At 40.5% G+C, this 18,486-nt stretch carries 20 protein-coding genes; 8 read left to right on the top strand and 12 right to left on the bottom strand.

The window, feature by feature from the left end; all coding sequences use genetic code 11:
• Positions 1-115: 115 nt before the first annotated feature.
• From E0W68_RS06660 to E0W68_RS06635, 6 genes are all read left to right on the top strand, one after another.
• Complete coding sequence (locus tag E0W68_RS06660; protein WP_135218642.1) at positions 116-1,468, top strand: PSP1 domain-containing protein; 1,353 nt, start codon at positions 116-118, stop codon at positions 1,466-1,468.
• Positions 1,452-1,943 (top strand): gliding motility lipoprotein GldH, encoded by a 492-nt coding sequence (locus tag E0W68_RS06655; RefSeq protein WP_135218770.1) that lies wholly within the window; start codon positions 1,452-1,454, stop codon positions 1,941-1,943. Before E0W68_RS06660 ends, E0W68_RS06655 begins: the two co-directional genes overlap by 17 nt.
• Positions 1,944-1,951: 8 nt before the next feature.
• On the top strand, positions 1,952-4,258 hold the full coding sequence (locus tag E0W68_RS06650) for a penicillin-binding protein 1A (protein ID WP_135218641.1): 2,307 nt from the start codon (positions 1,952-1,954) through the stop codon (positions 4,256-4,258).
• A 65-nt stretch (positions 4,259-4,323) separates the two neighbouring features.
• Positions 4,324-5,022 carry a CoA transferase subunit A gene (locus tag E0W68_RS06645; RefSeq protein WP_135218640.1) on the top strand — a complete coding sequence of 233 codons (699 nt, stop codon included), beginning with the start codon at positions 4,324-4,326 and terminating at the stop codon, positions 5,020-5,022.
• 40 nt (positions 5,023-5,062) lie between these two features.
• The gene (locus E0W68_RS06640) at positions 5,063-5,410 is read left to right on the top strand and encodes a four helix bundle protein (protein ID WP_135218639.1); all 348 of its coding nucleotides are present in this window, start codon (positions 5,063-5,065) and stop codon (positions 5,408-5,410) included.
• Positions 5,411-5,480: 70 nt separating this feature from the next.
• Positions 5,481-6,134: a CoA transferase subunit B gene (locus E0W68_RS06635; RefSeq protein ID WP_135218638.1), complete on the top strand. Its 654-nt coding sequence runs from the start codon at positions 5,481-5,483 to the stop codon at positions 6,132-6,134.
• 138 nt (positions 6,135-6,272) lie between these two features.
• Here E0W68_RS06635 and E0W68_RS06630 read toward each other — a convergent pair whose 3' ends face one another.
• The 5 genes from E0W68_RS06630 to E0W68_RS06610 all read right to left on the bottom strand — a co-directional run bounded on the left by E0W68_RS06630 (position 6,273) and on the right by E0W68_RS06610 (position 11,202).
• A complete protein-coding gene (locus E0W68_RS06630) occupies positions 6,273-7,958 on the bottom strand; it encodes an ABC transporter ATP-binding protein (RefSeq protein ID WP_135218637.1) in 1,686 nt (561 codons plus the stop codon).
• Positions 7,959-8,152: 194 nt separating this feature from the next.
• Positions 8,153-8,866 carry a 3'-5' exonuclease gene (locus E0W68_RS06625; protein WP_135218636.1) on the bottom strand — a complete coding sequence of 238 codons (714 nt, stop codon included), beginning with the start codon at positions 8,864-8,866 and terminating at the stop codon, positions 8,153-8,155.
• Between the two features lie 15 nt (positions 8,867-8,881).
• The gene (locus E0W68_RS06620; protein WP_135218635.1) at positions 8,882-10,069 is read right to left on the bottom strand and encodes a serine hydrolase domain-containing protein; all 1,188 of its coding nucleotides are present in this window, start codon (positions 10,067-10,069) and stop codon (positions 8,882-8,884) included.
• 55 nt (positions 10,070-10,124) lie between these two features.
• Positions 10,125-10,598 (bottom strand): methylated-DNA--[protein]-cysteine S-methyltransferase, encoded by a 474-nt coding sequence (locus tag E0W68_RS06615; protein ID WP_135218634.1) that lies wholly within the window; start codon positions 10,596-10,598, stop codon positions 10,125-10,127.
• Between the two features lie 118 nt (positions 10,599-10,716).
• Positions 10,717-11,202, bottom strand: a complete 486-nt coding sequence (locus E0W68_RS06610; protein WP_135218633.1) for a DUF1573 domain-containing protein — start codon at positions 11,200-11,202, stop codon at positions 10,717-10,719.
• 177 nt (positions 11,203-11,379) lie between these two features.
• On the opposite strand from E0W68_RS06610, the gene E0W68_RS06605 reads away from it, so the two are divergent.
• Both E0W68_RS06605 and E0W68_RS06600 read left to right on the top strand, forming a co-directional pair.
• The gene (locus E0W68_RS06605) at positions 11,380-12,660 is read left to right on the top strand and encodes a sensor histidine kinase (RefSeq protein WP_135218632.1); all 1,281 of its coding nucleotides are present in this window, start codon (positions 11,380-11,382) and stop codon (positions 12,658-12,660) included.
• Positions 12,657-13,340 (top strand): response regulator transcription factor, encoded by a 684-nt coding sequence (locus E0W68_RS06600; protein ID WP_135218631.1) that lies wholly within the window; start codon positions 12,657-12,659, stop codon positions 13,338-13,340. Before E0W68_RS06605 ends, E0W68_RS06600 begins: the two co-directional genes overlap by 4 nt.
• A 68-nt stretch (positions 13,341-13,408) precedes the next feature.
• Here the strand turns inward: E0W68_RS06600 and E0W68_RS06595 are convergent, their stop codons facing one another.
• From E0W68_RS06595 to hemE, 7 genes are all read right to left on the bottom strand, one after another.
• Positions 13,409-13,813, bottom strand: coding sequence for a c-type cytochrome (locus E0W68_RS06595; RefSeq protein WP_135218630.1), 405 nt, complete (start codon positions 13,811-13,813; stop codon positions 13,409-13,411).
• A gap of 5 nt (positions 13,814-13,818) precedes the next feature.
• Entirely contained in the window at positions 13,819-14,814 is a 996-nt protein-coding gene (gene hemB / locus E0W68_RS06590; RefSeq protein WP_135218629.1) for a porphobilinogen synthase, read from the bottom strand.
• A gap of 98 nt (positions 14,815-14,912) precedes the next feature.
• A complete protein-coding gene (hemF, locus tag E0W68_RS06585) occupies positions 14,913-15,815 on the bottom strand; it encodes an oxygen-dependent coproporphyrinogen oxidase (protein ID WP_135218628.1) in 903 nt (300 codons plus the stop codon).
• The gene (locus E0W68_RS06580; RefSeq protein WP_135218627.1) at positions 15,815-16,474 is read right to left on the bottom strand and encodes an endonuclease/exonuclease/phosphatase family protein; all 660 of its coding nucleotides are present in this window, start codon (positions 16,472-16,474) and stop codon (positions 15,815-15,817) included. The genes hemF and E0W68_RS06580 overlap by 1 nt, the downstream gene beginning before the upstream one ends.
• Positions 16,471-17,013 carry a GNAT family N-acetyltransferase gene (locus E0W68_RS06575; RefSeq protein ID WP_135218626.1) on the bottom strand — a complete coding sequence of 181 codons (543 nt, stop codon included), beginning with the start codon at positions 17,011-17,013 and terminating at the stop codon, positions 16,471-16,473. Before E0W68_RS06575 ends, E0W68_RS06580 begins: the two co-directional genes overlap by 4 nt.
• A 6-nt stretch (positions 17,014-17,019) precedes the next feature.
• Complete coding sequence (locus E0W68_RS06570; RefSeq protein ID WP_135218625.1) at positions 17,020-17,412, bottom strand: DUF1801 domain-containing protein; 393 nt, start codon at positions 17,410-17,412, stop codon at positions 17,020-17,022.
• Positions 17,413-17,459: 47 nt separating this feature from the next.
• Complete coding sequence (gene hemE / locus E0W68_RS06565) at positions 17,460-18,485, bottom strand: uroporphyrinogen decarboxylase (protein WP_135218624.1); 1,026 nt, start codon at positions 18,483-18,485, stop codon at positions 17,460-17,462.
• Position 18,486: the final 1 nt, after the last annotated feature.

Raw genomic sequence — 18,486 nt, 5'->3', positions numbered from 1 at the left:
AGCTTCAACGCGGCTTTTGCAGCTTTTACCATAAAATATACTATCTTTACCCACAAAATCGTTATTACAACAGAGTAGCGGCTACAGGCTGCAACCACTATATATATTTTAAATTATGGCATGTACAAATTGTTCTACGGGCTCTAAAGACGGATCGCCCAAAGGATGTAAAAATAACGGGACGTGCGGAACGGATAGCTGTAACAAGCTTACGGTTTTCGACTGGCTCTCGAATATGAGCCTCCCCGGAGGTCAGGCACCTTTTGATTGTGTTGAGGTGCGTTTTAAAAACGGACGTAAAGAGTTTTACCGAAATACAGAGAATCTTACCCTTAGCATTGGCGATATTGTGGCTACCGAGGCTTCGCCCGGTCATGATATTGGTATCATCAGCCTAACCGGCGAACTGGTAAAAATACAGATGAAAAAGAAAGGTGTAAAGGATGATGGCGAAATTGCAAAAATATACCGAAAAGCCTCGCAAAGGGATATTGATATATGGCGCGAAGCCCGCGACCGCGAAGAACCCATGAAAGTTATAGCAAGGGAGTTGGCAATACGCCTTAACCTTGAAATGAAAATATCCGATATCGAGTTTCAGGGCGATGCATCAAAAGCTACGTTCTATTATACAGCGAATGACCGAGTGGATTTCCGCCAGCTTATTAAAGATTTTGCACGAGAGTTCAGCACCCGTATTGAGATGAAACAGGTAGGCTTCCGTCAGGAAGCATCCCGTTTGGGCGGTGTTGGGTCTTGCGGTCGCGAGCTATGCTGTTCTACCTGGCTTACTGATTTCAGGAGTGTAAACACTTCGGCAGCACGATACCAGCAGCTATCGCTCAATCCGCAAAAACTGGCAGGACAGTGCGGTAAACTCAAATGCTGCCTTAACTATGAGTTAGACACGTATTTGGATGCGCTTAAGGAACTGCCCGATCTTGACACAAAATTATATACCGAAAAAGGCGATGCCTATTGCCAAAAGGTAGATATTTTTAAAGGCAATATGTGGTTTGCCTACGCAAATGATACAGCGCACTGGCACATGATACATGCCGACCAGGTAAAAGAAATACTGGAACTTAACAAACGCAAAGAACGTGCTGTATCGCTGGAAGAATATGTTACGGAAGAAACAGCAGCGCACGAAGCGGTAGAAAAGAATTTTGAAAATGCAGTAGGGCAGGACAGCCTTACCCGTTTTGACGCCCCTAAACGTAAGAAAAGACCGGGTAACAAAAAGAAAAAACCAGCAGTTGCCGCCAACGATGGCAACAAGCCAAACACCGCTGTAAAAGCAAAGGGTGGTAACACGAATGCCAATCCGAAAGCTAATGCGAACCCCGATGCTCCAAAACAGGGAGGCAGGAATAATTCGGGAAGAAACAACAATAAGAACAGGAATAACAGGAATAATAACAATAACCGAAACGCTAAGCCCGGTGGTAATGAAGATAAGAAATAGCATTTTTATTTTTGGCGCATTACTGCTCCTTTTTTGCTCTTGCGATGAAAAAAGGGTGTTTGACGAATACAAGTCATTTGACGGTGTGTGGAATAAAGACAGTATTGTTTCGTTTGAGTTTGAGCAGCAGGATACAACCCGTTTGTACAATATGTTCATTAATATCAGGAATAATAATGATTACCCGTACAGTAATATTTTCCTGATAGTGGAAATGCAACAACCGGATGCCGATTTTGCCGTAGTAGATACATTAGAATACCAAATGGCATACCCTGACGGAACACTTATGGGGGAAGGTTTTAGCGATGTTAAAGAAAGTAAACTTTGGTATAGAGAAAAAGTAAAATTTCCTGCATTGGGTAACTATAAAGTAAACATTCAGCAAGCCGTGCGCGAAGTAGATAAAGTGCCCGGCATACAGGAACTGGAAGGTGTTACCGAAGTAGGTTTCAGGATAGAGACAACAGAATAATAATATAAATGGCAACAGGAAAGAATACTAAAAGCGGAAACAGCAACGATGGCTTTTTTAGGTACATAAAAACCTTTTGGTTGATTTTTTTAATAGGGCTTGTATCTGTAGTGCTGTTTTTCCTTATGGCATCATGGGGTGTTTTTGGTAAAATGCCCACATTTGACGAATTAGAAAACCCCGACTCTAATGTCGCTACCGAAGTAATATCGTCTGACGGAGTAACGATAGGTAAATTTTACCTTGAAAACCGTACCCCTGTAAAGTATGCCGACTTGCCCCAGCATCTTGTAGATGCCCTTGTAGCTACTGAAGATGAACGTTTTTTTGAACATTCGGGTATTGATGCCCGCGGTACACTTCGTGCTGCATTAACACTCGGAGGCAGCGGAGGAGCAAGTACAATAAGTCAGCAGTTAGCTAAAAACCTTTTTCATGGAGAGGGTTCTAAAAATATAGTAGAACGTATTGCACAAAAAGCTAAGGAGTGGGTTATTGCCATAAGGCTGGAAAGACAATATACCAAACAGGAAATTATAGCCATGTATCTCAATACGGTAGATTTTGTACACCATGCAGTGGGTATCCGTTCGGCAGCAAAAACCTATTTTGGAAAAGAACCTAAAGAGTTAACCGTTGAAGAGGTAGCAGTAATAGTAGGGATGCTTAAAAACCCTTCGCAGCTAAATCCCAAATCGCACCCGGAAAGTTCTCTGGCACGAAGAAATGTGGTATTAGGGCAAATGGTAAAAAACGGTTTTTTAAAACCGGAACTGAAGGCTGAATTAGAAAAGAAAGAAATAAAACTCAACTTTAACCCGGAAGACCATAACGAAGGTATTGCCACTTATTTCAGGGAGTATCTGAGGGATTTTATGAAAAAATGGGTTAAAGAGCACCCTAAAGAAGACGGTACGGAGTATGATATATACCGCGACGGGCTCAAAATATACGTTACGTTAGATTCTCGTATGCAAAAATATGCGGAGGAATCCGTACACAGCCATTTGGCAAACCTGCAGGAAGAATTTTTTATCGGTCAGAAAAAAAATGAAAATGCCCCTTTTGTAAGGATCTCTAAAGACGAAACCACCCGTATTCTGGAACGTGCCATGAAAAACAGCGAACGCTGGAGAATAATGAGCCAGGCAGGTAAAACGGAGAAAGAAATACGCGCTTCGTTCAATAAAAAAGCAAAAATGACAGTGTTTAGCTGGAAAGGAGAACGCGATACCATCATGACCCCGATGGACTCTATCCGTTACTATAAGCATTTTCTTCAGGCAGGGCTTATGAGTATGGATCCCGAAACCGGGCAGGTTAAGGCATGGGTGGGCGGTATAGACCACAAGCATTTTAAATACGACCACGTAGAGCAGGGCGCAAGGCAGGTAGGTTCAACCTTTAAGCCGTTTGTATATGCTACGGCAATAGAGCAGTTGCACTATACGCCATGCGATACTATAATAGACTCTCCTTTCAGTATGCCAAAAGGCAAATACGGTATTGATGCCGACTGGCATCCGCAAAACTCTAATGGTAAGTTTGAAGGACCTGTTACCCTTAAATATGCACTGGCACACTCTATAAACACTGTTTCGGCCAAGCTGATAGACCAGGTGGGACCAAAAGCAGTGGTAGATCTTACCAAGAAACTGGGCATAACATCTAATATACCGGAGCAACCTGCCATAGCCTTGGGAGCAGCCGAAATTACAGTACGGGAAATGGTAGCGGCATACAGTGCCTTTGCCAATAAAGGGATGTATATAAAACCGATGGTAATTACCCGTATAGAAGATAAAAACGGAGTAGAACTTTTCCGCAATACCTCCGTTACTCGAGAGGTTGTGAGTAAAGACATTGCTTATGCAGTAATAAAGCTGCTGCAGGGGGTTACAGAAACAGGCTCGGGCGGAAGGTTAAGATGGGGCGGTCCCGGTGGTACAGCCTATAACCGCATGACGGGTTACCCGTATGCACTTACCAACCCTATTGCCGGTAAAACCGGAACAACACAAAACCAAAGCGATGGCTGGTTTATGGGTATGGTGCCTAACCTTGCCACAGGTGTTTGGGTAGGTAATGAGGATCGTTCGGCACACTTTAGGAGTCTTACCTATGGACAGGGCGCTACTATGGCGCTACCTATATGGGGAATGTTTATGAAAAAATGTTATGGAGATAAAGAACTCAACGTGTCGAAGAAAGATTTTGAACGACCCGAGAATCTTTCTATAAAAGTGGATTGCAATATGGTTATTGAAAAAGACAGTACGGAGGTTGACCTCAATTTAAAACAATTTGACTTTTAATAATGAACGCCTTCAAAAGAAGGCGTTTTTTTATATATTTATGCACGAAAACTAAAATAAATTGTATGATTAATAAAAAAGTACAAAACGTTGAGGAAGCCTTACAAGGGGTAGAAGACGGTATGACTATAATGCTGGGCGGCTTTGGTCTTTGCGGTATTCCGGAGAACAGTATTAACGAGTTGGTTAAAAAAGGGATTACCAATCTTACCTGTATTTCTAACAATGCCGGGGTTGATGACTTTGGTCTTGGGCTGTTGCTGCAAAAAAAGCAAATAAAAAAAATGATTTCTTCATACGTAGGCGAAAATGCCGAATTTGAAAGACAAATGCTTAGCGGCGAACTTGAGGTGGAGCTTACGCCACAGGGTACGCTTGCCGAAAAATGCCGCGCGGCACAGGCAGGTATTCCTGCATTTTATACACCAGCCGGCTATGGTACAGAAGTAGCCGAAGGTAAAGAATCACGTGAGTGGAACGGTAAAATGCACATACTGGAAGAGGCCTACAAAGCGGATTTTGCCATAGTAAAAGCATGGAAAGGTGACGAAGCCGGAAACCTTATATTTAAAGGAACGGCGCGTAACTTTAATTCCTGTATGGCGGGTGCTGCAACCATTACCGTTGCCGAGGTAGAAGAACTTGTACCCGCGGGAGAACTTGACCCGAACGAGATACACATACCGGGTATATTTGTAAAGCGTATCTTTAAAGGAGAGCAGTACGAAAAGAGAATTGAGCAACGAACCGTAAGGAAGAAATAATTATATAATATAGCAATTCATTAATGTAACAATTGAAGATATGGAGCGTGAAAATGTGGTTGTTACTAAGTCGGTTAGTTTTGCTATAGACATAATTGCTTTTTGTGAGGTTTTAGAAAACAACAAAAAATATGTTGTAGCCAAGCAGTTGCTAAAATCAGGGACAAGTATAGGAGCAAATATTCATGAAGCTCAAAATGCAGAAAGCCGAGCCGATTTTATTCATAAAGTTAAAATTGCAGCAAAGGAAATCGAAGAAACAAAATATTGGCTTTTGCTATGTGAAAAAGCACCAACTTATCCTTTTGATGAAAGTCTTAAACCAAGAATAACAGAACTCGGGTTAATAGTTTATAAAATATTAAGTAGCAGCAAAAATAACAAGTAACGTGAAGCCCAATTGCTACATTGCTACATTGCTACATTGCTACATTGCTACATTGTTAAATTAATACATTATGTTAGATAAAGAAGGTATCGCAAAAAGAATAGCGAAAGAAGTTAAAGACGGATATTATGTAAACTTAGGAATAGGTATTCCTACATTGGTAGCTAACTTTGTTCGCGATGATATATCGGTAGAATTTCAAAGTGAGAATGGTGTGTTGGGTATGGGACCTTTTCCTTTTGAAGGAGAGGAAGATGCCGACATCATCAACGCAGGGAAACAAACGATAACAACACTGCCGGGAGCTTCATTTTTTGATTCGGCTACCAGCTTCGGAATGATACGCGGGCAGCATGTTGACCTTACCATACTGGGCGCTATGGAAGTTGCCGAAAACGGCGATATTGCCAACTGGAAAATTCCGGGTAAAATGGTAAAAGGTATGGGCGGGGCAATGGATTTGGTAGCTTCTGCCGAGAATATTATTGTAGCCATGATGCATGTAAACAAAGCAGGCGAAAGTAAACTATTAAAGCGTTGTACACTACCCTTAACAGGTGTGGGCTGTGTGAAGAAAGTAGTTACTGAGCTTGCCGTGCTGGAAATTGTTCCCGAAGGTTTTAAGCTTTTGGAACGCGCTCCGGGTGTAACCGTTGAGGAAATACAAAAAGCCACCGAAGGAAACCTTATCATAGAAGGCGATATTCCTGAAATGGCAATTTAAACAGTATTCAGTTTACAGTTGCAGTTTTCAATGATTGTGTCATTCTGAAAGTAGCGAAGCGAATTGAAGAATCTCAGAAAAGATTCTTCAATTCGTCAGGATGACAAAAGATAATTAACTGAAAACTGCGACTGCCAACTACTTATTCGGTATAGCAGCAATCAACTTCTTGGTATATTCCCTTTGCGGATGTTCATACAGCGCATCGGCTTCATTCATCTCCTCAATTTTACCTTTGTTCATTACCAGTACCTGATCGCTCATATATTTAACCACCGCAAGATCGTGGGAGATAAATATATACGTAAACCCAAAGTTTTCTTTTAGCTCATTCAGCAGGTTAAGCACTTGTGCCTGTACCGAAATATCCAGCGCGGAAACGGATTCATCACATACAATCAGTTTCGGTTGCAGGGCTATGGTTCGGGCTATGCCGATACGCTGCCTTTGCCCACCCGAAAACTCATGCGGGTAGCGGTTGTAATGTTCTTCGTTAAGCCCCACACGGTTGAGTATTTCCAGTACTTTTTCTTTTCGCTCTTTATTGTTTTTATACAAGCCATGCACCTGCATAGGTTCCAGAATGGCTTTGCCTACGGTAATGCGAGGGTTTAAAGAAGAATAAGGATCCTGAAAAATGATTTGTATCTCTTTTCGCAGCTCACGTATTTGTTTTGTTGGTAATTGTGTGAGGTCAGTGCCCCTGTATAGTATTTTGCCTGCTGTGGGTTTATCCAGTTGTAATATGGCATTGCCAAGTGTTGATTTACCACAACCTGATTCGCCTACCAGCCCCAGTGTTTCACCCTCGTATATTGTAAAGCTAACGTTATCTACGGCTTTAAATTTTATCTCTTTTCCAAACAATCCTGCCGAAGAAATATATTCTTTCTCTACATTAACCACTTCCAGTAATGGCGGTTGGCTGTATAATTTTTCGTGCGCAGCCTTTCGTTGGTTGGGGGTTACTTCGGTTGTATTTACATTTTCTGTGAGATAATCCTGTATCGTGGGCAGCCGTTTCAGGCGCACATCCAGCGACGGACGCGAACTGATAAGTGCTTTGGTATAGAGATGTTGCGGATTGTTGAAAATTTGCCGTACCTCGCCCTGTTCTACAATTTCGCCTTTGTACATTACCAATACCCTGTTGGCAATTTCCGAAACCAACGACAGGTCGTGCGAAATGAAAATAATGCTCATCCCCGTTTCTTGTTGCAGTTCTTTCAGCAGTAGTATAATTTCTTTTTGTACGGTTACATCCAGTGCGGTAGTGGGTTCGTCAGCAATCAGTATTTTGGGTTTGCAGGCTATCGCCATAGCAATCATTACCCGTTGTTTTTGCCCGCCTGATATTTCGTGCGGGTAGCGGTTGTATATTTTATCGGGGTTAGGGAGTTTTACTTTTTCGAATAGTGAAAGTACCGTTTCCTTAATTTCTTTTTGTGATAAATTGGTATGCTCCTTTAATATTTCAGCAACCTGATAACCGCATTTCAGCGATGGGTTCAGGGAACTCATCGGTTCCTGGAATATCATGCTGATGGCGTTACCGCGTATTTTTCGGAGTGTTTTTTGCGAAAGCATTGCAATATTACTGCCTTCAAAGTCAATTTTACCTTCGGTTACTTCCAGAATGCCTTTGGGTAACAGCCCCATTACGGCAAGAGATGTAACGGACTTACCGGAACCTGATTCGCCCACAATGCCCAGTATCTCATTTTGATGCAATACAAAATCGCTCCCTTTTACAATGGGAGTCCATTCGCCTTCTTTTTTGGCGGAAATAGTAACGTTTTGTATGTGGAGTAAGGGTGTGTTCATTCAGGGTAAAGTTAGGCAATTCTGTCATTCTGACGAAGGAAGAATCTAATACCTGTTTGTAGTAAGATTCTTCATTTCGCTGCGCTGCATTCAGAATGACAGTTGCGTATGTTTTGTCATTCTGACGAAGGAAGAACCTAATGCTTGTTTAAATAAGATTCTTCATTTCGATGCGCTGCATTCAGAATGACAAATTATACATGTATAATCTCATCCTCAATCAATAAATCTTCTCTGCGGAAGCGCAATAGCACTTGCGCTACGGCAACAACATCTTTTTCGCAGTAGGTTATAATACGGTCTATATCTTTTTCTACATAATATACATGCGCTACCTGGCTGCCGTCTATATCGCCTTTGGGCGAGGCTATGCCCAGTATTTTGGTAAGCAGTTTTAGCGAGGTATAGCTTTTATAATCGCCAAACTTCCATAGCTCCATAGTGTCCAGATGGGGTACTTCCCAAGGTTTTTTACCAAACAGATTGAGCTTGTTGGGCAATGCTATACCATTAATAATCATTCTGCGGGCTATAAAGGGAAAGTCGAACTCTTTAGCGTTATGCCCGCACATGATATGCTGTGGCTGGCTAAAGTGATTATTGATGAGGTTATTAAAATCTTTTAAAATTTTAGGCTCATCGCCATGAAATGAGGTTACCCTAAAATGGCGTATATCGCCTTTAAAGGTGAAAAAGCCAACGGAGAGGCATATTATTTTACCAAACTCTGCCCAAATGCCGGCACGTTCGTAAAACTCATTAGGCGTTTCGCCGTCTCTGCGTTGGTATTGCGTTTTAAGGTCAAATAGCTGCTGCGTTTCCGCATCCAGCAAGTCAAAATGTTCCTGTTCGGGAACCGTTTCTATATCGAGGAATAGTATATTGTCGAGCCTTATTTTTTCGAGCATTTGTAGCGGTTGGGTTTACATTTCTTTTCCGTTGCCGTCTCCTTCGTTATCCTGCATCATGCCCATCATTTTGTAGGCTTCATCTACATATACATAAAAGTCGTTACTGTGCCTGTCGGTGTCGGTTTGCAGTCCTTTCAGGTGTCCCAGTCGTGTAATAACAACTTTGTCATCGGGTATCACAATTACAAACTGCCCTAAGTGCCCGCGCATATAAAACATTTTTTTGCCTAAGTAGTTGTGTATCCACCAACCGTAGCCGTAAAATGGGGCTTCGGGAAATCGGGGACTTATCATTTTTTGTACAGATGTGCTTTCCAAAAGTTGCTTTCCGTTCCAGTTACCGCTATGCTCAAAAAGTTTACCAAATCGTGAAAAATCGCGCGCATTACTGGCAATACAGCAATAGGCTTTTTCGATACCGTCAGGGTCATCGGTTTGCCAAAGGGCTTCATTTTCCATGCCCATAGGTTTCCAAAATTTTTCTGACACATAGCTCGAAAGGGTTTGCCCTGTGGCTTTGGTTATTACCATAGCCAGTAACTCGGTAGCACCGCTAAGGTATTTAAATGCTGTGCCGGGTTCTTCTACCACTTCAAGCCCCAGTATTACTTTTTCAAGATTATCGTCAAAATAAGCACGGGTTACTATGGAGAACGGGCTGTAGTAGCGTTCATCCCAACTTAGCCCTGATGCCATAGACGAGAGGTCGCCCACCGTCATTTCAGCACCAAGCCCTTCGCTAAACTGAGGGTAGAAGTCGCTGACTTTTTGGTCGAGGCTTTTTATTTTTCCTTCTTCAATGGCTTTAAACAGTGCTGCCGAAACGACGCTTTTTGCCATAGAGAAGGAGTTGGATTTACTGTCTTTATCATAACCGTCATAATAGCTTTCATGCCATATACTGTCATTTTTTATGATGAGGTAGGCTACAGTTTCCAGTTTTTCATGTACTTCTTGTAATCTTTTTGTAGGCTCTACAGTGTTATAATCGTTATGGATAGCCCAAGGTTGCGGTGTGCCTTTTTCTATAGTGCGGTTAGGAAATTCTTTATAATCATCTAAAAATGCGGTGGTTTCTCCCCTGAAGTAGATGGTGCGCATGGCACGCAGCAGGTAATCGACATCAAAAATATACATGAGCATAATGATGCCCGTAAGCACAATAACAAACCAAAGCAGGAATTTTTTAATGAATTTCATAATCAGCGGTTAAAAGGATATGCTACGAATTTAATCAAAATTTATTTTGAATAGACTAAAAAAGACTTTGTTGTATGGGTGGGCTCTCGTGTTCCAGCAGCCATTTTTTGCGCCAAAGTCCGCCCGCGTAGCCTGTAAGCGAACCGTCAGAGCCTATTACTCTGTGGCAGGGCACAACTATCCAAAGCGGATTTTTGCCGTTTGCCGATGCTACGGCACGTATGGCTTTTACATCGCCCAGTTGTATTGATAATTGTTGGTAAGATGTGGTTTTGCTATAGGGTATTTGCAATAAAGCATTCCATACTTTTTTCTGAAAATCAGTTCCCTGTGGGTTGATTTTAAAGGTAAAATGGTTTCGGCTACCCGAAAAATATTCTTCCAGTTGGTTTACAGCTTCCTGCAATTCTGTGTGAATAGTATCGGATATTGTTACATTTTCATCAAGCACTGTTATTTTGCTAATGCCATCATTATCGCCTTCTATGGCGGTAATGCCCAACGGTGTTTTGATGTATGCCTGTTTCATTTTTTAGGTATGGAGATGGTAGTACTATGAACAAAGTTAGCGTTTTTACACTTGAATAACCAAAACAAAAAACCACCTCTTACGGTGGTCTTTATTATTTTTATTATCGGTAAAAAAATTACTGTTTAGAACCCGGAGCTGCTTCTTCAACTTCAGGCGTTAGTACTTTACCTTTTATTTTAAGTACTTTTTTTACATCGCTGTCGTTTGTAGTAACACTAACGGTTTTGTTAAAGTTACCACCGCTGCGTGCGTTATAAGTAGCTGTTACGCTACCGGTTTCTCCCGGTTTGATAGGCGTTTTAGTATAGTTGGTAGCCGTACATCCGCAAGATGCCTTTACGTTAGTAATAAGGATAGTTTGCTTAGTAGTGTTTTTGAAAGTAAATTCGTGTGATACCGGCTTTCCCTGTTCGATTTCGCCAAAGTTGTGCGTGTCTTCTTCCCAAGTGATTCCTGAAGGCTGCATGTTTTTTTCTTCACTGGTTGCGGTAGTTGCTTTTGCTCCTTTTACAGCCGGTTTAAGTGCAGATTGTGCATTGGCAGAGAATGATAATAAAAGGGCTCCTGCCACTGCGAATAATGTAAATTTAAATGATTTCATAATTAGTAGATTTATATGATTAATACAATTTTTAGTATTTAGCATTACAAATATATTTACTTATTTATTGAAAAATGTTAATCGTTTTCAAACTATTGTTAACGACATGTTAACGGCTTGTGACATACGCTTTTTTATAGTAATATAGGATAACAATAATTAACGACATTTTAAAAATTGAAATTTAATAAACTTAATATAATTGTCTTCATTGGTTTACTGGCAATAGTAGGTGTTATTACTATGCAGTTGGTAATGCTCAAACAGGCATTTATGTTTGAACGTAAGGAGTTTGGCGAAAAAATTCATTTTGCCTTGCAGGATGTGGTGAACAAAATATACCGGGATAATAACAGCGAGCTACCCGTTACTACACCTATTAAAAAAGTATCTGACGATTACTATGTAGTAAATGTGGATGATGTTTTTGAAGCAGATATACTTGAATATTATCTGAGAACCGAGTTTCAGAAGGTAAAGCTGGATATTGATTATGAATATGCCATATACGATTGTGCTTCGGATGAGATGATGTACGGCAATTATATAAATGCAGCAGGCTCTGAAGTGGAGAATGACGTGGCGCAATGTAAAAACTGTTTTACTAAAAAAGAAGGACTCATTTATTATTTTGCCATCCGGTTTCCGCACCTGCATTATAACTACATAGCATCATTGCAACAGTACTGGATATATACAGTAGTATTGTTTTTGGTGCTTATTATATATGTCTATTCGGTATTCACCCTTTTAAAGCAAAAAAGATATACCGAACTGCAAAAGGACTTTATTAATAACATGACGCACGAGTTTAAAACACCATTGTCGTCTATACTTATAGCCTCTAACTATGCGGTAAAACAGGATGCTATAGAGAAAGACCCGAAACTGAATAAGTATTTGCAGATAATAATACAACAAAGCAACAAGCTAAACCAACATATAGAGCGTATACTGAATGTGGCGAAAGCTGATGCCAACCTGATGGGGCTTGAAAAGAAACAATTTAACCTTGTTGAAGTGCTGGATTTGGTTAAAGACAACGCATCGCTTAAATATCCGGCTGCCAATATACAATTAAACAGCACAAAAAACGGCTACTTTATAGCAGCAGACGAATTCCATTTTTACAATATAGCTTATAATATTGTAGAAAATGCCATAAAGTATGGTAATGAAGCTCCCGAAGTACATATAAATATAGAAGAAAAGCCAAAATACCTGGAGTTACATTTTACAGATAACGGCTCGGGCATACCATCGGCACATTTAGAGTATGTTTTTGATCGGTTTTATCGTGTGCCCAGAGAGAATAAAAAGGAGATAGAAGGTTTTGGTATCGGGTTGTTTTATGTTAAAAAGATTTGTGAGCTACACGGATGGAAAATCAAAATAAAAAATAATGATGATAAAGGTATAACCATAACTATAGCTATACCCAACAATAGCATGCTATGAAAAAGAAAATACTATATGTAGAGGACGACAACACACTTGCGTTTCTTACTGCCGATAACTTGGAGCAGGAATATGAAGTAGCTCATTATGATAACGGCAAGGCTGCTTTTGAAGCGTTTAAGCAAGACGATTTTGACCTGTGCATACTCGATGTAATGCTGCCCGAAATGGACGGTTTTGAACTTGCAACAGCTATTCGGGAACGTGATGTGGAAGTACCCATTATTTTTCTTTCGGCAAAAACCCTGAAAGAAGACCGTATAAAAGGTTTGCGACTTGGTGCCGACGATTATTTGGTAAAGCCCTACAGCATGGAGGAGCTTGTCCTGAAAATTGAAGTGTTCCTGCAACGCAGCCAAAAAAAACCTGCGGTAAAAAGCAGCACCTTTACTATTGGCGATTTTGTTTTTGATGCCGTAAACTATGCCATAACGCGCAATGATAAAACCACAAAACTTACCGAAAGAGAGTCGGCATTACTGCAACTTTTTATAGAGCACAAAAACACCGTACTGAAACGTGAAGTAATACTAACCTCCATTTGGGGTACAGATGATTATTTTATGGGGCGCAGTATGGATGTGTTTATATCGCGCCTTCGCAAAATATTTAAAGATGACGACCGTATTCGTATAGAGAATATACCCCGTGTGGGTTTTAAGCTCGTAGCACCGGATTAGGTTTCAGTTTTCAGTCTCAGTATTCAGTATGCGCCATATTAACTGAAAACTGCGACTGAAAACTGCGACTATTTTTTAAAACTCATTACATAATCAACAACCCCTTGCATTTCTTCATCAGTAAAATTTTTAGTAATGTAAAAATTGGTTTTCATTACTGAGTATTGTGAAGGATCAACAATCGGGTCGGCTTTCTCTCTCAAAAAGCCAGCCATATCGCCGTTTTTCTCAGTATATATTTTTGCAATCTCGGTAATGCTTGGTCCTATAACCTTTTGGTCGGCTTTATGGCAGGAAAAGCAATTCCCTTTTCCGTTAAAGAGTTCCTGACCTAATTTTTCCGATTCCGTCATATCAGTAGTAGTGCCTTCACTTACATTTTCCGTACCCGACGGGTATAAGTCTTGTTTTTGCTCCTCCTTTTTACATGACAGGAAGGAAAGAGCCATAAGTATAAAAAACAGGTATTTCATGATGATTATTTGTTTAATAAAATAGCAGCTTCTTTAGCAAAGTAAGTAGAGATAAGGCTTGCCCCTGCACGCTTTATGCAGTGTAGTTGTTCTATCATAACGGCATCATGATCCAGCCAGCCCCTTTCGGCAGCAGCCTTAACCATAGCATACTCTCCTGACACGTGGAATACCGAAACGGGAACGTTTACAGCATTTTTTACCTCGCGTACAATGTCAAGATAAGCAAGTCCGGGCTTTACCATTATGATGTCCGCGCCTTCCTCTACATCCTGTACCGCTTCTTTAATGGCTTCAATGCGGTTGGCATAATCCATTTGGTAGGTTTTTTTATCTTTCGGTACAGGCACACCCGATTCTTTCGGCGCACTATCCAGCGCATCACGGAAAGGACCATAAAATGCTGAAGCATATTTGGCACTATAGCTCATAATGCCCACATTGTGGTGTCCGGTTTCTTCAAGGGCTTTTCTGATTGCCAGTATACGCCCGTCCATCATGTCGCTGGGTGCAACAAAATCAGCCCCCGCATCGGCATGGCTCACGCTCATGCGTGTAAGCGCATCAACCGTAGCATCGTTAATAATTTGCCCGTTTTCTATAATACCGTCATGTCCGTATATTGAGTAAGGATCAAGTGCTACATCAGGCATTACTATCATTTCCGGTACGGCATCTTTTATGGCTTTAATAGCCTGCTGCATTAACCCTTCAGGATTCCATGCTTCTTTACCGGTATTGTCTTTAAGGTTATCGTTAACCTTTACGTATATGTTTACTGCTTTAATGCCTATGCTCCAAAGTTCCTTAACTTCTTTTACGGTCAGGTCTATCGAGCGGCGGTATATGCCGGGCATCGATCGGATTTCTACCTGCACGTTAGTACCCTCTGCAATAAACATAGGGAACATAAAATCGTTTGGTGTAAGTATGGTTTCACGCACTAACGAGCGGATAGATTCGTTGGTTCTTAATCGTCTGTTTCTGTGTATTGGGAACATAGTATTATGATTTAATCAAAGTTGCAAATTATTGATTACATGACACATGATATATATCATGTACATGGTATATTTTGATATTTTAACTTAGGCTGTTCTTATATCCAGTTTTTTGGGTTTTGAAGTATAGTAATAAGCCTTTCTTCCTCACTACCCGCTTCTGGATGATGGTCGTACACCCACTGTACATGGGGTGGCAGGCTCATCAATATACTTTCAATACGTCCGTTGGTTTTTAGCCCGAAAAGTGTACCCTTGTCGTGCACCAAGTTAAACTCTACATAACGCCCGCGGCGTATTTCTTGCCAGTTGCGGTTAGCTTCGGTATATTCAATATCTTTTCTCTTTTCAACTATTGGCACATAGGCTTCGAGGAAACTGTTTCCTACTTCGGTTACAAAGTTGTACCATTGTTCCATACTGAAATCATCTGTTGCTTTGCAATGGTCAAAAAACAAACCACCTATACCCCGCGCTTCATCACGGTGTGTATTCCAAAAATAGTCATCGCACTGCTTTTTGAATTTTGGATAAAACTCAGGGTTATGTTTATCACATGCCGTTTTACAGGTTTGGTGGAAATGTACAGCATCTTCATCAAAAAGGTAATAGGGGGTAAGGTCCTGCCCACCGCCAAACCATGCCTCTACAATATTCCCTGCTTTATCATACATTTCGAAATAACGCCAGTTGGCATGCACTGTTGGGACAAAAGGGTTTTTAGGATGAATTACCAAACTAAGCCCGCAGGCAAAGAAATCGACATCGCCTACATTAAAATAACTCTGCATAGCTTTTGGCAAAGCACCATGTACTGCTGAGATGTTTACTCCGCCTTTTTCAAATACGTTTCCGTTTTCTATTACACGGGTTCTGCCGCCACCGCCTTCGGCACGTTCCCAAAGGTCTTGACGAAATTTTGCTTTACCATCAACCGTTTCCAGTTTGGCGGTTATAGTATCTTGTAATTGTTGTATATATTGGTAAAATTTATCTTTCATTATAATATTGTTATGCATATTCCAATGTGGTCGCTTAACGATTTATCATTGTTAAATGTTTCAATTTCAATTTTTCTGTCTTTAAGAAAGAGTTGACTTATAACAATATGGTCAACATTATCCTTAACTTCCGCAGTAAGATTAATAAGTCCCATTTTTTTGAAGGCATCATTAAATATTGCTCTGGCTTTATGACTTGGATAGGCATAGCCTGAAAAATAAGTATTCAAATCTCCTGCGATACATATTGCTTTTTCAGAATCCAATTTATTTAAATCATTTAATGTTCCTGAGAGATCAGTTTCAAATCTTTTTCCAATTCCTCCAAATACTCCAACTATAGTACCATATACTATCAGTAATCCTAAATCTGTTTCTAATACTGCGCTTACATTCGTATAGTTATCATAGGTTGTAATTTCTTTGACAATGTTGTATTTCGTCCATATACTCGTCCTGTTTTCTCCTTTTTTATATTTGATAACATCAAAATACTCAGGCAATGTTGATGATGCAACTATATTATAATTTGTCATTGCATTTAAAATAGAGCAGGTTTCTGTAAGAACGATTATATCTGCATCAAACTGATTAATAGCATCCTGAATTTTATCTGCATCTTTAGAAACTCGCTCAGTATTCCATGTTACTATCTTCATTTCATATAATCTGATTTTATCAACCCGAAGTACATGATATCTTCCAACTTTCCTTCGCCGTTTTTAAATTCTTTACGCAAAATGCCTTCCTGAATAAAACCATTTTTTACAGCTACTTTTTGACTGCCTATATTGGTTGTAGCAGTGCAGATATAAACCTTATTCATACCCAACTCATCAAAACAATGCTTAACGGTATTGGCAATGGCTTGAGTTGTTATTCCCTGCCCTTGGTATTCTTTATCAATAAAATAGGCAAGTTCGCACTTCATTATTTTCGGGTCAATATTTTTTATAACGATATAGCCCATTAACAAATTGGTTGCAACATCACGCAGGTAGAAATAATAACCGTTTTTGTTTTTTTCGGTTGCAAGGGCATTTTCTATAAATGTTTTTGTTTTGCCTAAGTCAGCACAATTTACAGTGGTAACCGGAAACGTTTTGTATATATGCTGCCTGTTTCGCTCCACGAGGTTGAAAAACTCCTCCGATGTAACGGTTGTTATACGGTCAGTTGTCCAGTTTGCTGTTATCATGGTGCTTTATTTCAGTCGTTCCAAAACGCCTTTTCGTTTTACAATGTTTTTATAATCCCATTGTATTTTTTCCGATTTCTCAAGCCAGCGTTTCAGATCGTCAGTATTTACCTGGTTCACATCGGTATAACCAATAGCGGCGTCTTTAAACTTTTTGCCCCTCTCATTCAGTTGTTCTTCCTCAAACGATTGTCCGCTCCAAAACATCAGCTTGACGTTGTTTTTTAGTTTGCTGTACCCAACAATAGGGTTGCCGTCTATAAACCACACAGGGTGCGCATGCCATATTTTATTTTCTGTAAAATTCAGATTGTTATCTATAGTTTGGGCTAACAAATCACATATTGCTTTGTCTTCGGCACTAAGTGTATCGTTATATGTTTTTATATCTGTATTCATATTATTTTCATGCTCCCTCTCCTTTGGAGAGGGTTGGGGAGAGGCTCTTATTTATATTCTTTTACTGCTTCTATAAATGCTTTGGCATGATCTACAGGAATGTTAGGCAGTATGCCGTGTCCTAAATTCACAATATAATTGTCTTTACCAAACTCATCAATCATTTGGTGTACCATTTTTTTGATGGTGGGTATGGGCGAAAGCAGTCGGCTTGGGTCAAAGTTACCTTGCAGGGTAATTTGTCCTCCTGTCAAATAGCGGGCATTGCGTGGCGAGCACGTCCAATCCACTCCAAGCGCCGAAGCCTTGCTTTTTGCCATTTCGTCAAGGGCAAACCAGCAACCTTTACCAAACACAATAACGTGCGTTTCGGGAGCTAATGCCTCAACAATTTGATTGATGTATTTCCATGAAAATTCCTGATAATCTACAGGGCTTAGCATACCGCCCCAACTGTCAAATATTTGTACGGCATTTACGCCTGCTTTTACTTTTTCTTTCAGGTAGGCAATCGTAGTATCGGTTATTTTTTGCAATAGGGCGTGGGCTGCTTGGGGTTGCGAAAAGCAGAATCCTTTTGCCGTATCAAAACTTTTTGAGCCTTTTCCTTCTACGGCATAACAGAATATTGTCCACGGAGAGCCTGCAAAACCGATTAACGGAACTTCGTCGTTCAGTATTTCTTTGGTTAGCTTTATGGCATCCATTACATAACCAAGCGTTTCATCTATATTCGGTACAATTACTTTTTCTACATCTTGCGCCGTGCGGATGGGGTTTGGCAAAAACGGACCTACACTTTCTTTCATCAGCACCTCAATACCCATAGCCTGTGGCACAACCAGTATGTCCGAAAATAATATTGCCGCATCGGGTTTTACGATACGAATGGGTTGTACGGTTATTTCGGCAGCCAACTCCGGAGTTTGGCATCGGGTAAAGAAATCATACTTGTCTTTTAATGCCATAAATTCGGGCAGGTAACGTCCTGCCTGGCGCATCATCCATACGGGTGGGCGTTCTACAGTTTCGTTACGTAATGCTTTTAGGAATAAGTCGTTTTTTATGCTCATT

Source organism: Flavobacterium salilacus subsp. salilacus (genome assembly GCF_004634195.1).
GTDB classification, from domain to species: Bacteria; Bacteroidota; Bacteroidia; order Flavobacteriales; family Flavobacteriaceae; genus Flavobacterium; species Flavobacterium salilacus.
This window is presented reverse-complemented; position numbering and strand designations above follow the sequence as displayed.